This window comes from Streptomyces flaveolus (genome assembly GCF_044765825.1).
Classification (GTDB): domain Bacteria; phylum Actinomycetota; class Actinomycetes; order Streptomycetales; family Streptomycetaceae; genus Streptomyces; species Streptomyces flaveolus.
The window spans coordinates 107,644-121,514 of sequence record NZ_JBIWKU010000015.1; the positions used below are offsets into that span (position 1 = coordinate 107,644).

Annotated in this window: 9 protein-coding genes, 1 tRNA gene and 1 pseudogene; 6 read left to right on the top strand and 5 right to left on the bottom strand. The window is 74.7% G+C overall.

Annotated elements, in window-relative coordinates:
- The first annotated feature begins 192 nt into the window (after positions 1-192).
- Together selA and ACIRG6_RS33890 are read left to right on the top strand one after the other, a co-directional pair.
- Positions 193-1,467: an L-seryl-tRNA(Sec) selenium transferase gene (gene selA / locus ACIRG6_RS33885; RefSeq protein ID WP_403325608.1), complete on the top strand. Its 1,275-nt coding sequence runs from the start codon at positions 193-195 to the stop codon at positions 1,465-1,467.
- 5 nt (positions 1,468-1,472) lie between these two features.
- Positions 1,473-3,215: pseudogene (locus tag ACIRG6_RS33890) on the top strand (SelB domain-containing protein); the annotation flags it as partial.
- A 43-nt stretch (positions 3,216-3,258) separates the two neighbouring features.
- On the opposite strand, the gene ACIRG6_RS33895 reads toward ACIRG6_RS33890, so the two are convergent.
- A tRNA-Sec gene (locus ACIRG6_RS33895) sits at positions 3,259-3,352 on the bottom strand.
- A gap of 93 nt (positions 3,353-3,445) precedes the next feature.
- Between ACIRG6_RS33895 and selD the strand changes: the two genes are divergently transcribed.
- A complete protein-coding gene (selD, locus tag ACIRG6_RS33900; protein ID WP_403325501.1) occupies positions 3,446-4,471 on the top strand; it encodes a selenide, water dikinase SelD in 1,026 nt (341 codons plus the stop codon).
- A gap of 25 nt (positions 4,472-4,496) precedes the next feature.
- Here selD and fdh read toward each other — a convergent pair whose 3' ends face one another.
- The 4 genes from fdh to ACIRG6_RS33920 all read right to left on the bottom strand — a co-directional run bounded on the left by fdh (position 4,497) and on the right by ACIRG6_RS33920 (position 10,863).
- Entirely contained in the window at positions 4,497-7,757 is a 3,261-nt protein-coding gene (gene fdh, locus ACIRG6_RS33905; RefSeq protein ID WP_364825412.1) for a formate dehydrogenase, read from the bottom strand.
- 113 nt (positions 7,758-7,870) lie between these two features.
- Positions 7,871-8,884, bottom strand: a complete 1,014-nt coding sequence (gene nrfD / locus ACIRG6_RS33910) for an NrfD/PsrC family molybdoenzyme membrane anchor subunit (protein ID WP_365024385.1) — start codon at positions 8,882-8,884, stop codon at positions 7,871-7,873.
- Entirely contained in the window at positions 8,881-9,852 is a 972-nt protein-coding gene (locus tag ACIRG6_RS33915; protein ID WP_403325505.1) for a 4Fe-4S dicluster domain-containing protein, read from the bottom strand. Before ACIRG6_RS33915 ends, nrfD begins: the two co-directional genes overlap by 4 nt.
- 111 nt (positions 9,853-9,963) lie before the next feature.
- A complete protein-coding gene (locus ACIRG6_RS33920; protein ID WP_403325508.1) occupies positions 9,964-10,863 on the bottom strand; it encodes a DUF3152 domain-containing protein in 900 nt (299 codons plus the stop codon).
- A 114-nt stretch (positions 10,864-10,977) separates the two neighbouring features.
- Between ACIRG6_RS33920 and ACIRG6_RS33925 the strand changes: the two genes are divergently transcribed.
- The 3 genes from ACIRG6_RS33925 to ACIRG6_RS33935 are packed head-to-tail and all read left to right on the top strand — an operon-like array spanning position 10,978 to position 13,750.
- Positions 10,978-11,667, top strand: a complete 690-nt coding sequence (locus ACIRG6_RS33925) for a response regulator transcription factor (protein WP_239767280.1) — start codon at positions 10,978-10,980, stop codon at positions 11,665-11,667.
- Between the two features lie 11 nt (positions 11,668-11,678).
- Positions 11,679-13,175 (top strand): sensor histidine kinase, encoded by a 1,497-nt coding sequence (locus tag ACIRG6_RS33930; RefSeq protein WP_364825431.1) that lies wholly within the window; start codon positions 11,679-11,681, stop codon positions 13,173-13,175.
- Complete coding sequence (locus tag ACIRG6_RS33935) at positions 13,172-13,750, top strand: hypothetical protein (RefSeq protein ID WP_364681791.1); 579 nt, start codon at positions 13,172-13,174, stop codon at positions 13,748-13,750. The genes ACIRG6_RS33930 and ACIRG6_RS33935 overlap by 4 nt, the downstream gene beginning before the upstream one ends.
- Positions 13,751-13,871 lie beyond the last annotated feature (121 nt).

A 13,871-nucleotide genomic window follows, 5' to 3' on the forward strand; every position in this document is an offset into this window, starting at 1 on the left:
GGCGTGTCGTGACACTCGTGCTGGGCACTGGGGGACGATGGGCGTCCCCGGGCAGACACGGCACCGGCCGGACAGGGAGGGCACGTGGACCAGCGGGCCGTACGGGAGGCAACCGCGCCGGCGGGCGGGCCGGCCGGCGCTCCGGGGCGCGGGCACCACCAGGGCGGGGAGGGAACGGACACCCGGCGCCGCATCCCCCGCACCGACGCCGTACTGCGGGACCCGCGGCTCGCGGAGGCAGTGCACCGGCTCGGCCCCGACACGGTGAAGTCGGCCGTCCGGCAGGCCCAGGACCAGGCCCGTGAAGGGACGCTCCTCCCCGAGGACGTGGCGGACACGGCCCTCGCCCTCCTGCCGCCCTCGGCCGGCGGACTGCGGCCGGTGATCAACGCGACCGGCGTACTGCTGCACACCAACCTCGGCCGGGCCTCCCTGTCGCAGGCGGCCCGCCGCGCCGTGCGGGAGGCCGCCGGGCCGACGGACGTCGAACTCGACCTGCGCACCGGCGTACGCGCCCGCCGGGGACGTACCGCACTGGCCGCCCTGCGGGCACGGGTGCCCTCGGCCGGTGCCGCGCACGTGGTGAACAACGGTGCCGCCGCGCTGGTGCTGGTGGCGACCGCGCTCGCCGCGGGCCGCGAGATCGTCATCAGCCGGGGGGAGATGGTGGAGATCGGAGACGGTTTCCGCCTGCCCGACCTGCTGGTGTCGACCGGCGCCCGGCTGCGCGAGGTCGGCACCACCAACCGCACCTGCGTCGCCGACTACGCCGACGCCCTCGGCCCGGAGACTGGCTTCGTCCTGAAGGTGCACCCTTCCAACTTCCGCGTCAGCGGATTCACCCGCGCCGCCTCCACCGCCGAACTGGCCGCGCTGGGCGCCCCGGTCGTCGTCGACATCGGCTCCGGACTGCTCGCGCCGCACCCGCTGCTGCCCGAGGAGCCGGACGCCGAGAGCCAACTGCGCTCCGGCGCCGCCCTGGTGACGGCCAGCGGCGACAAACTGCTCGGCGGACCCCAGTGCGGACTGCTGCTCGGCCACGACGACCTCGTGCGGACGGTGTCCCGGCACCCCCTCGCCCGCGCACTGCGGGTGGACAAGCTGACCCTGGCCGCGCTGCAGGCGACCCTGACCGGCCCCGGCACCCCGACCGCCGACGCCCTGGCCGCCGACCCGGTACGGCTCCGGCACCGCGCCGAGCGGCTGGCCGCCGCACTGGGCGCCGACGGCGTCGACGCGCGGGCCGTCGCGAGCGACGCGACGGTGGGCGGCGGCGGTGCCCCGGGCGTCACCCTGCCCAGCGCAGCCCTCTCCCTCCCGGAGGCGTACGCCACCGCGCTGCGCACCGGCCGGATCCCCGTGGTGGGGCGCCTGGAGGGCGGCAGGTGCCTGCTCGATCTGCGCGCCGTACCGGCCGAGGACGACGAGCGGCTGGCCGAGGCCGTACGGGCCGCGGCGGAGAGGTAGGCGTCATGCGGGTGGTGGCCACCGCCGGTCACGTCGACCACGGCAAGTCCGCCCTGGTGCGGGCGCTGACGGGCATGGAGCCCGACCGTTACGAGGAGGAGCGCCGCCGAGGGCTCACCCTGGACCTCGGATTCGTCTGGACCCGGACCGAGCAGGACGGGGATCTCGCCTTCGTGGACGTGCCCGGGCACGAGCGGTTCGTCGCCACCATGCTGGCGGGCGTCGGACCGGTGCCCGCCGTGCTCTTCGTGGTCGCCGCCGACCAGGGCTGGCAGCAGCAGTCGCGGGAACACCTCGCGATCATCGACGCCCTCGGCGTACGGCACGCCGTCCTCGCGGTGACCCGCAGCGACCTCGCCGACCCCGGGCCCGTACGGGCCGACGCCGTCGAACGCCTCGCCGCGACCTCCCTCGGCAAGGTGCCGGCCGTCGCGGTGAGCTCCGTCACCGGCGCCGGACTCGACGAGCTGCGCGCGGAGTTGGGGCGGCTGGCCAGGTCGCTGCCCGTGCCGCCGGCCGACGCCGACGTACGGCTGTGGCTGGACCGGGCCTTCACGGTGCGCGGACGCGGCACGGTCGTGACCGGCACCCTCGGCGCGGGCACGCTGCGCGTCGGCGACCGGCTGCTGACGGGGGACGGCAGGGCGGAGCTGCGGGTGCGCGGGATGCAGTGCCTGCACGAGGAACGCACCACCGTGAGCGGGGTGGCCCGCGTGGCGGTCGACGTGCACGGAGCCGCCGACGGCACCCTGCGCCGGGGCCAGGTCCTGCTGTCGCCGGACCGCTGGCTGCTCACCGCACTGACCGACGTGCGTGTCACCGGGGAACCGGTCGCCGACCTGCCCCGGGCGTCGACCCTGCACATCGGGACGGCCGCGGTGCCGGTGACCGTCCGCCCGCTCGGCGGGGACACGGCGAGGCTGGCGCTCGGCCGCCCGCTGCCCCTGCGCGTCGGCGACCGCGCCGTCCTGCGCGAACCGGGCGGCACCCGCGCCCCCTGCGCGGTGACCGTCCTCGACGTGCGTCCGCCACGCCTGACCCGACGGGGAGCGGGCCGCGCCCGCGCCGAGGAACTCGCCACGATGACCGGACGCCCGGACGGCACCGCCGAGCTGCGGCGGCGCCGGCTCGTACGGCGCGGCGAACTGCTGGCGATGGGAGTGCCCCCGCCCGCCGAGCCCGTCGCCGGGGACTGGCTGGCCGACGCCGGCCACTGGGCACGGCTGCGCGCACGCCTCGCCGAGGAGGTCGCGCGGCACGCCCGGCAGCACCCGATGGAACCGGGCCTGCCCGCCGAGGCCGCGCGCCACCTCCTCGGCCTCCCCGACCGGCTGCTGGTCGACGCCCTCGCCCGGACCCCCGGCCGCCCCGGACTCCGATACCGGCAAGGGCGGCTGTACGGCGCCGACGCCGGCCCCACCCTGCCCCCGGCCCTGCGCGAGGCCGTCGACGCCGTACGCCGGGACCTGACCCGCGCGCCGTTCCGCGCGCCCGAGGCGGACCGGCTGAGCGAACTCGGGCTCACCCGCAAGGCCCTGGCCGCGGCCGTCACCGCCGGCGCGCTCCTGCGGGTCGGCGACGCCGTCGTGCTGCTGCCGGGCGCGGACACCGAGGCCGCCGCCGTCCTGGCCCGGCTGCCCCAGCCGTTCACCCTCAGCGAGGCCCGCCGGGCGCTGGACACGACGCGCCGTGTGGCCGTACCGCTGCTGGAGCACCTGGACGCCAGGGGACTGACGGAGCGGGTGGACGACCAGCGCCGGCGCTGCCGACCGGCCACCGGGAGCGGCGGAAGCGGAGACGGACGGGAATCGAACCCGCCTGCCCGAGATCCTCGGACACCTCGGTTTTGAAGACCGGGAGGGCCACCAGGCACCCACACGCCTCCACCGCCCGGCCAGGCTACACGGGCACCCGGCCACGGTCCCGTCACCACCGGTTCACGTCATCACCGAGTCCCGTCACCACCCAGGAGTACGGCATGACATCGACGAGCGAGACCGCCGTCCGCCTCACCCAGTACGCCCACGGCGGCGGCTGCGCCTGCAAGATCCCTCCCGGCGAACTCGAGGACGTGCTCGGCCCGCTGGCCCGGACGCGGCCCACCACGAGCGACTTCCCGCTCCTGGTGGGACTGGCCACCGGCGACGACGCGGCCGTCGTCACCCTGTCGGCACCGCCCGGCGGCACCGCACAGGCCGTGGTGTCCACGGCCGACTTCTTCACCCCGGTCGTCGACGACCCCTACGACTGGGGACGCATCGCCGCGGCCAACGCGCTCTCCGACGTCTACGCGATGGGCGGCCGCCCGGTCCTGGCGGTCAACCTGCTGGCCTGGCCGCGCGACGTCCTGCCCTTCGAGCTGGCCCGCGAGGTGCTGCGCGGCGGCCTGGACATCGCCGCCGAGGCCGGCTGCCACGTGGGCGGCGGACACAGCGTCGACGACCCCGAACCCAAGTACGGCATGGCCGTCACCGGCCTGGCCGACCCCACCCGGCTGCTGCGCAACGACGCCGGCCGGCCCGGCCTGCCGCTGTCGCTGACCAAACCGCTCGGACTGGGCGTCCTCAACAACCGGCACAAGGCCACCGGCGAGCGGTTCGAACAGGCGGTGGCCACCATGGTCGCCCTCAACCGGGACGCGGCCGCGGCCGCGCTGGACGCCGGGGCGGTCTGCGCCACCGATGTCACCGGCTTCGGCCTCCTCGGCCACCTGCACAAGCTGGCCCGCGCCTCCGGGGTGACCGCCGTGCTCGACTCCGCCGCCGTGCCCTGCCTGGACGGTGCGCGGGAGGCGGTGCGCGACGGCTACGTCAGCGGCGGCACGCGGCGCAACCTGGAGTGGGTGGCGCCGTTCACCGACTTCGGGGACACGGACGCCGACACCCGCATCCTCCTGGCCGACGCCCAGACCTCCGGCGGACTGCTCGTGGCCGGTGAGGTGCCGGGGGCACCGGTGATCGGCGAACTGGTCGCCCGCGGGTCGCACTCGGTCGTCCTGCGCTGACCGGCGCGCGTCCACCGCCCGTCCGTCACACCTCCGTGCCGGTGTGCCCGTCGATGCCCGCCCGCGCCCGGTACTCCCGCACCAGCGCCGGCGCGGCCGGACCCCTCGGACGCCGGCCCGGCCGGATGTCCACGGCGAACGCCTTCGTCTCCTGGATGTGCGTGTTCGGGTCGAGGGACAGATGCAGCAGCTCGTTCGCCGCGTCGCCCGTGCTGTAGCCGTTCGGACCCCAGTGATAGGGCAGCCCCACCTGGTGCAGGGTCCGGCCGTGCACGGTCAGCGGCGCCACGCGGTCGGTGACCAGCACCCGCGCCTCGACCACGCCGCGGGCGCTGACGATCGTCGCCCAGCCGGTGTGCTCCAGGGCGCGCTCGGCGGCCAGCTCGGGGGAGACCTCGCAGAAGAACTCCGGTTGCAGCTCCGCCAGATACGGCTGCCAGCGGGACATGCCGCCCGCCGTGTGGTGCTCGGTGAGCCGGTACGTGGTGGCGACGTACGGGAACACCTCCGAGCCGGGGGCGCCCGCGCTCGGCTGGTAGCGGTTGTCCGGGTGCGGCGGCAGCAAATGTCGTACGGGGTTGCGCTGTTGGCCGTACAACAGGTTGGGGAAGGGCGAGTCCTGAGGCTCGTAGTGCGCGGGCAGCGGGCCGTCGGTGAGTCCCGAGGGCACGTACAGCCAGGCCTTGCCGTCGGCCTGCATGATGAACGCGTCGGTGCCCGACAGGGCCTCGGGCCCGGTCGCGTCGGGCGGCGGCACGTGGTCGGGGGACTTGTCGGCGGCGAAGTCCGGGACGTCGTGCCCGACCCACTTCTCCTGGTCCTCGTCCCACCACACCAGCGCCTTGCGCTCGCTCCACGGCCTGCCGTCCGGGTCGGCCGAGGCGCGGTTGTACAGCACACGGCGGTTGGCCGGCCACGCCCAGCCCCACTCGGCGGCCACCCAGTCCTGCTGCTCCCCGGGTGTGCGGCGGGCGGCCTGGTTGACGCCGTCGGCGCGGACACCGCAGTAGATCCAGCAGCCGCACACCGTGGAGCCGTCGTCGCTCAACTGCTGGTAGGACGACAGCGGGTTGCCGTCGGCGTCATGGCCGTTGATCTCGGCCAGCACCGCCTCGGCGTCCGGTTCGGACAGCTCGCCCTTGACCGGGTAGTCCCAGGTCAGGTCGACGATCGGCCGGTCCGCCGGATCGGTGGAGCCGGCGAGCTTTCGGCGGATGATCCGCCCCAGGTGGTAGGTGAACCACAGGTCGCTGCGGGCCTCGCCGGGCGGCCGGACCGCCTGGTGGTGCCACTGCAGCAGGCGCTGGGTGTTGGTGAAGCTGCCGTCCTTCTCGGTGTGGGCGGCGGCCGGGAGGAAGAACACCTCGGTGCCGATGTCCTCCGTGCGCATCTCGCCCGTCTCGATCTCCGGGCCGTCCTTCCACCAGGTCGCCGACTCGATGAGCGAGAAGTCCCGCACCACCAGCCAGTCCAGGTTCGCCATCCCGAGCCGCTGCATCTTGCCGTTGGCCGAGCCGACCGCCGGGTTCTCGCCCATCAGGAAGTAGCCCTTGCAGGTCCCCTCCAGCTGGGCCATGACCGTCTCGTACGTCGAGTGGGAGCCCGTCAGCCGCGGCAGGTAGTCGAAGCAGAAGTCGTTCTCCGCCGTCGCCGCCTCGCCCCAGTAGGCCTTCAGCAGGCTCACCAGGTAGGCGCGCATGTTGCCCCAGTAGCCCTTGCGGGCCGCCTCGCCCCGCACGAACGCGTCCAGGCCCTCCTGCTGGTGCGCGTGCGGCATCGGGATGTAGCCCGGCAGCAGATTGAACAGGGTCGGGATGTCCGTGGAGCCCTGGATGGAGGCGTGTCCCCGCAGGGCCAGGATGCCGCCGCCGGGCCGGCCGATGTTGCCGAGCAGGCTCTGCAGCACGGAGGCCGCGCGGATGTACTGCACGCCCACCGTGTGCTGCGTCCAGCCGACCGCGTAGGCGAAGGCGGTGGTCCGGTCGCGGCCCGAGTTCTCCGTGACCAGCTCGCACACCTGCCGGAACAGGTCCTGCGGCACCCCGCAGATCCGCTCGACCATCTCCGGCGTGTAGCGGGCGTAGTGCCGCTTGAGCACCTGGAAGACGCAGCGCGGGTGTGTCATCGTCTCGTCCCGCTCGATCTCGCCCTCGCCGATGTCGGCGCCGCCCGAGCCGTGGGCCTCGCCGCGTGCCGCCTCCGTCACCGAGGCGCCGCCGCCCGTGCGGTCCTGGTACTGCAGGTCGCGTTCACCGGAGGCGGCCTGCATCTGCGTGCCCTCGTACTGCCAGCTGCCGTTGTCGTAGCTGCGGCTGTCGGGGTCGAGGCCGGAGAAGACGCCGTCGAGGTCCTCGGTGTCCCGGAAGTCCTCGCGCAGCACGACGGGACCGTTGGTGTAGGCGACGACGTAGTCGCGGAAGTACTTGTCGTGGCCGAGGACGTAGTTGACGATCCCCCCGAGGAAGGCGATGTCCGAGCCCGCGCGCAGTGGCACGTGCACGTCGGCCAGCGCGCTGGTGCGGGTGAACCGCGGGTCGACGTGGATCACTTTCGCGCCGCGGGCCTTCGCCTCCATCACCCACTGGAACCCGACCGGATGGCACTCGGCCATGTTCGAGCCCTGGATGACGATGCAGTCCGAGTTCTGCAGGTCCTGCTGGAAGGTGGTCGCGCCGCCGCGGCCGAACGAGGTTCCCAGACCGGGAACGGTGGAGGAGTGTCAAACACGTGCCTGATTCTCGATCTGCACCGCGCCCAGAGCGGTGAACAGCTTCTTGATCAGGTAGTTCTCCTCGTTGTCCAGCGTCGCGCCACCGAGGCTCGCGATGCCCAGCGTGCGGCGGGTACGGGTCTCGTCGACCTCCCACTGCCAGCCCGCGCGCCGGGCCTCGATCACCCGGTCGGCGATCATGTCCATCGCCGTGTCCAGGTCCAGGCGCTCCCAGTCGGTGCCGTGCGGGCGCCGGTACAGGACGTGGTGCTCGCGGGCGCCGCCCGTCGTCAGCTGGAGGCTCGCCGAGCCCTTGGGGCAGAGCCGGCCCCGGGAGATGGGGGAGTCGGGGTCGCCCTCGATCTGGGTGACGCGCCCGTCCTCGACGTACACGTTCTGGCCGCAGCCCACGGCACAGTACGGGCAGACGGACTTCACGACCCGGTCCGCCGACGCCACCCGGGGGGTGAGCCGTTCGGTCGTCCCGCTCTTGGCGGCGGCTCCGCGGCCCAGGGGGTCGGTGCCCTTGAGCTGACGGTAGACCGGCCAGGAGTCGATCCAGGTGCGTACGCCCATGTCGTCCTCCGCCCTTCCTCGGTGTGCTCCGCCGGCCCCGGGTGTCCCGTTTCCGGCCTTCCCATCCGTGCCGCGCCGTCCGGCGGACCTCGGGCCCGCGAGGCGCGGACCTCTCAGCCCGCGCCGTCCTCCAGCCGCTCCCGCTGCGGGACGACGGTGTACCGGGGGTCCTCCGCCGAGGCCACCCCGGCGTGGAACACGCCGAACCGCAGGGCCGCGGAACCCGCCAGCAGTGCCGCCCCGGCCAGCGCGGCCGGGGCGCGGCGACGGCCCGCCACGGCGGCCAGGGCCGCCCCACCGGCCGTCAGCGTCTCCGCCGCGCGCAGCAGTCCGCGCGCCTTGCCCTGCTCGAAGGGCTCGGACACCATCCCCATCCGCCGCTTCATCAGCCGGAAGGCACCCAGCTCCAGGGCCGCCCCCAGCACCGCCGTCCGGCGCGCGGGCCCCGTCTGCGCCGACGGCACACCGGCCAGCGCCAGCCCCGCCGCCGCGGTCGCCGCCGAACCGGCGAAGACGAACGGCAGCTCCCGGTAGCCCTCGTGCCAGGAGGGCACCGCGGTGTCCGACAGCAGCACGGCGGTGTACGTGGCGACCGCCGGGCCGAGCACCGAGGCGGCCGCCGTGGCGGCGGACCCGGCCGGCCGGAAGCGGCCGCTCACGTCGGCCGCCGCGGCGGCCATGGTGAGCGGGGCATAACCGGCCAGCAGCCAGGAGCCCACGTTCATCGGCGAGGTGGGCTTGAAGACGCGCAGCATATTGAGGAACCGGGAGGGCCGGCCCAGGTCGTGCACCAGCGCGCCCAGCGACAGCGAGACGGCGCCCGCCGCGCCCAGCTTCGCCGTCCGCGCCAGCGCCGGACGCCCCGTGGCGTGCCCGCCGGCCGCCAGCAGCGACGACGCGCCCGCCAGCCCGCCCAGCCAGAGGTAGCCCGCGATGTCGAGGGCCGCCCAGTTCGGCCTGTTCAGCACCGGCTTGCCGTAGTACGAGGAGAATTCGGCGTCCGGCACCATCGGTTGCTCACCGCGCCCACGGCGGCGCCGGCGGCGCCCGGCGTGCGCTGCCGTCGGGGCGTCCCGTCCGGGCCGCGCGCCCTGGACGCCGTCGCGGGTGACGTCCGAACCGGTCATCGGGGCCTCCTGGCGAAACCGGCGACGGCCAGCGCGGCCAGCGAGGCTGCGGCCATCGCCGCGTGCCGCCACATCGAGGGCAGGTCCCGGGTGGTGACCACCGGGTCGGGCGGCAGCCCGTACACCTCCGGCTCGTCCAGCAGCAGGAAGAAGGCGCCGTCGCCGCCCACACCGTCGTCCGGGCTCTCCCCGTACAGCCGGGCGTCGGTCACCCCGGCCGCGTGCAGCCGCGCGACGCGGGACGCCGCCCGCTCCCGCAGCTCCTCCAGCGGGCCGAACTGGATCGAGTCGGTCGGGCACGCCTTCGCGCAGGCCGGTTCCATGCCGACGCCGAGCCGGTCGTAGCACAGCGTGCACTTCCAGGCGCGTCCGTCGCCCTCCCGCTGGTCGATGACGCCGTAGGGGCAGGCAGGCACGCAGTAGCCGCAGCCGTTGCAGATGTCCTCCTGCACCACGACCGTGCCGAACTCGGTGCGGAACAGGGAGCCGGTGGGGCACACGTCCAGGCACGCGGCGTGGGTGCAGTGCTTGCACACGTCGGAGGCCATGAGCCAGCGCAGCTCGGTACGCCCGTCCGGGCCGGGGGAGGAGGGCAGGGCGCCCAGGCCCCGGGCGGCCGCGAAGACGTCGACGTCCCCGTGGCCGGCCCCCGGCTCCCGGCCGCCGAACGGCCCCCGCTGCTCGATGAAGGCGACGTGCCGCCAGGTGTCGGCGCCGAGCCCCTGCGTGTTGTCGTAGGACATGCCGGTGAGCAGCAGACCGTCCTCCGGTACGGCGTTCCACTCCTTGCAGGCCACCTCGCAGGCCTTGCAGCCGATGCACACGGAGGTGTCGGTGAAGAAGCCGACGCGGGGCGGGGGATCGCGATGACCGGCCGCGGCCGCCACGTCCGGCTCCGGGCCGGAGAGCCGGTGGGCGTGCTTCGCACGGCCGCCGGTGCGGGCGGCGCCGGCGCTCTTCTCGGTCATCCCGTACCTCCACGCCCCTCGGTGCCCTCCTCCCGAGCCTGGCACGGGTGCCCGCGCCGCGCGCGCCCGAAACGGCCGACGGTGACTGCCGCGCGGGCGGGCCGGGACTGCTCAGGCGACGCCGGGGCCGGTGATCGGCCGGCCGTCGCCGTCGTAGGGCCAGACGTTGGTGGTGCAGCCGTGCAGTCCCTTGATCTGCTGCATCATCACCGGCGCGGGCCGCCCCGGGCCGGGGCACCCCTCATGGCCGTGGCCCAGGAAGTGCCCGACCTCGTGGTTGACGATGAGCGCCCGGTACGACGTCACGTCGTCCGCGTAGTACTGCGTGGCCAGCAGCCACCGCTTGAGGTTGACCATGACGTCCTGACCGACGTTGCAGTTGACTTCGCCGCCCGTGTCCAGGCCGTACCGGCCGCATATGTCGTCCACCGTTCCCGCCGTGGCGAGCCGCACCCGGAAGTCGGACGCGCCGCCGGACACGCGGCGGAACCCCACCTCGCCGTCGGCCGTCCAGCCCCGGTCGTCGGCGAGGATCCGCTCGACCTCGGCGGCGACGTCCCGCGCCGACACCCCGATGCCGTCCTCTACCTGGACGACATAGGTCAGCGTGCGCCCGTTCCCGCCGGCCCGGTCACCGCCGCCCCCGGCGGTGGTGAACGTTCCGGGCCCCGAGGACGGGATCGAGTCGGGGCTCTCCGAGCCGTCCGGCTGAACCTCCGGGTCCTTCTTCTCGGCCACGGTGCCCGGCGCGGGCCGCCCGGCCGGGGAGGAGGCGCCGGCGGACGGCCGGGGCTCCACCGTCGTGACCGGACCGGCGGCGCCGGCGGGACGTTCGGAGGCGGAGGTGCTCCCCTTCACGGCCAGCGCTCCGGCGAGCAGCACGACGGCGGCCGCCGACCCCGCCCAGAGGGCCGGCGCCCTCCGTCGCCGCGCGCGGCGGACACGTCTGCCGCTCCGGCGCCGGCGGGCCTGGTCGGCGGACGGTGAGGGACTCGATCGGTGCGCGTTCATGATCACGCAGCGTTCCCCGGCCGTGTGATCGCCGGTGGACCGCTTGTGGACCGTCCTGTAACAGCCGCCCACCCGTGCGCGAACACGCGTTCGCCCCCACGCATACTGAGACCCATGCCACGGGTCCTGATCATCGAAGACGACCGCGCCGTCCGGGAGGGCGTCCGCCTCGCCCTGCGCCGGCAGGGACACGAGGTCGCCGCCGCCGCGACCGGCGAGGACGGGCTGCGGGAACTGCGCACGTTCCGGCCCGACGCCGTCGTCCTCGACCTGATGCTGCCCGGCATGTCCGGCCTGGAGGTGTGCCGCCGCATCCGCGACCACCACCAGGTGCCCATCATCATGGCCACCGCCCGCGGCGACGACGCCGACGTCGTCGTCGGACTGGAGGCCGGAGCGGACGACTACGTGGTCAAGCCCGTCCGCGCCCGCGTGCTGGACGCACGCATCCGGGCGGTGCTGCGCCGCGCGGGCGGCCCGCCGGACGACCACGGCGGCCCGCGTACCGAGCAGCACGGCGACCTGACCATCGACCGCGCCGGACTCACCGTCACCCACCAGGGGCGGCCCGTCGCCCTCGCACCGTCCGAACTGCGGCTGCTGCTCACCCTGTCCGCCTCGCCCGGCCAGGTGTTCAGCCGTCAGCAGCTTCTGGAAGCCGTGTGGGAGCACAACTACCACGGGGACGCACGGCTCGTGGACGCCTGCGTGAAGCGCCTCAGGTCCAAGATCGGCGAGCCCGCGGACCGGCCGCACCACATCCACACCGTGCGCGGTTTCGGCTACCGGTTCGGGCCCCGGTGAGGGCGGTGAAGCTGCTGCGCGCGCTGGGCGGACTCCGCCTGCGGCTGGTGGTGGCCTTCGCCTTCGTCGCCGCCGCGGCCACGGTGACCACCGGTGCGCTGACCTTCCGCGAGGCACGGACCGGCATCCTCCAGCAGAGCCAGGACACGGTGATCGAGGACTTCCGCGACCGGGTCAACACCCTGGTGCCCAACTACCGGTTCCCGCCCGACCGGTCCGACCTGGAGTCGTTCGCCGCCGACGTGGCCCGCGGCGGACGGTCCCAGAACTGGCGGGTGCTGGCCGCCTACCGGGAGCTGAGTGTCACGTCCGCCGCAGACGACGCCTTCGGCGAGCTGTCCCCGGGAATGCGCGAGTCGGTGCGCTCGCGCCGCGCCACGGTCTTCCAGCGGGTGACGAGGGACGGCCGCTCCTCCCTCGTCGTCGGCATGCCCGTCACCTTCGCCGGCCCGTACCCCGTCTCCGAGCCCGCCTCCGGGCTCGAGGTCTACCTCACCGTGCCCCAGAACGAGGAACAGGGATACGTCGACGCCCTGGTCGCCGCCATCGAACGGGCCACCGTGCCCGCCCTCGCCCTGGCCGTCGTCCTCGCCCTGCTGGCCGCGCGCGGGGTGCTGCGGCCGGTCCGGGAACTGCGCCGGGCGACCCGCAGCATCGCCGAGGGCCGGCTCGACACCCGGCTCGCCGTGCAGGGTACCGACGAACTCGCCGACCTCTCCCGCACCTTCAACGAGACCGCCGAGGCGCTGGAGGGGTCGGTCGCGGAACTGCGGCGCATGGAGGCCGGTGCCCGGCGCTTCGCCGCGGACGTCTCGCACGAACTGCGCACCCCGCTCGCGGCGATGACGGCGGTCACCGACGTGCTGGACGAGGACGCCGCCGGCCTGGACGACGACACCGCGACGGCCGTCCGCCTCATCAGCGAGGAGACCACCAAACTGGCCGGCCTGGTGAACGACCTGATGGAGATCTCCCGGTTCGACGCGGGCGCGGCCGCCCTCCACCTGGACGACATCGACCTCGCCGAGTCCGTACGGCGCACCCTCGCCACGCGCGGCTGGACGCACACGGTGGAGACCGTCCTGCCGGAACCCGGCACACTGCGCGGCCGCGTCGACCCGCGCCGCCTCGACGTCGTCGTCGCCAACCTCGTCGCGAACGCCCTGCGCCACGGCCGTCCCCCCGTGCACCTGCACCTCTACGGACTTAACGACCCCGAAACGGGCGCACAGGCGGTCGTCGAGGTCCGCGACAGCGGGGACGGCATCCCCGACAGCGTCCTGCCGCACGTCTTCGACCGCTTCTACAAATCGGACACCGCCCGGGTCCGCAGCGAGGGCAGCGGGCTCGGACTGGCCATCACCACGGAGAACGTGCGCCTGCACGGCGGCACCGTCCGGGCGGGCAACCATCCGGACGGCGGCGCCGTCTTCACGGTCGTCCTTCCCCTGCGCCAGGACGGCGCGGCGGACGGAACGGGGAACCCGGCGAAGGAGGACCGCGCATGAACGTCCGGCGCGCGCTGCCGGCCCTGCTGACGGCGGGCCTCGCCCTGTCCGCCTGCGACATCCCCGCGACCGGCGTGGTCGAGGCCGGCGAACCCGCCACCGGCGTCCTCGAACCGCCGGGCGCCACCCGGACGCCGGAGGAGCCCCGGGCCCTGCCGGCCGCCACGGTCCCGCTGTACTTCGTCTCCGGCGGTTCCCTGGTCGCCGTCTCCCGCACGCTGCCCGGCGGGGCGGAACTCGGCAGCACGGTACTGATGCTGTTCAAGGGCCCGGACACCGCGGAACGCGAGCGCGGACTGACGACCGAACTTCCGCCGACCGGCGTCGCGCCCACCATACGGACCGACGGCGCGACGGTCACCGTCGAACTCCCGCCGGCCGCCGCCGGACTGAGCGGCACGGCCGTCGACCAGCTGGCCTGCACGGTCGCCGGTGCCCGACTGCTCCAGGACCCGGAACTGGGGAGCGCGCAGGTGACCGTGGAGCAGCCGGGCGGGCGGCTGGCCGGCCGGTCCAGCGACGACTGCCCCGGCATGGCGACCGCCGTGCCCACCGCCGCCGTGCCCACCGGCTGACCGCCCGGCCCGTCCGGCGGCACCGGCGAGGAAGCGGTCGCGCCACCCCGCCTGCCTGCCGACCGTCCCCCGGTGGCACCGTGTCCAGCGTGAGGGAACCGGAGACGACGAGGAGACCGGA

Coding starts and splice junctions, on each gene's coding strand:
- selD (WP_403325501.1), top strand. CDS start 3,446: ATGACATCGACGAGCGAGACCGCCGTCCGCCTCACCCAGTACGCCCAC.
- nrfD (WP_365024385.1), bottom strand. CDS start 8,884: ATGACCGGTTCGGACGTCACCCGCGACGGCGTCCAGGGCGCGCGGCCC.
- ACIRG6_RS33915 (WP_403325505.1), bottom strand. CDS start 9,852: ATGACCGAGAAGAGCGCCGGCGCCGCCCGCACCGGCGGCCGTGCGAAG.
- ACIRG6_RS33920 (WP_403325508.1), bottom strand. CDS start 10,863: ATGAACGCGCACCGATCGAGTCCCTCACCGTCCGCCGACCAGGCCCGC.
- ACIRG6_RS33925 (WP_239767280.1), top strand. CDS start 10,978: ATGCCACGGGTCCTGATCATCGAAGACGACCGCGCCGTCCGGGAGGGC.
- ACIRG6_RS33935 (WP_364681791.1), top strand. CDS start 13,172: ATGAACGTCCGGCGCGCGCTGCCGGCCCTGCTGACGGCGGGCCTCGCC.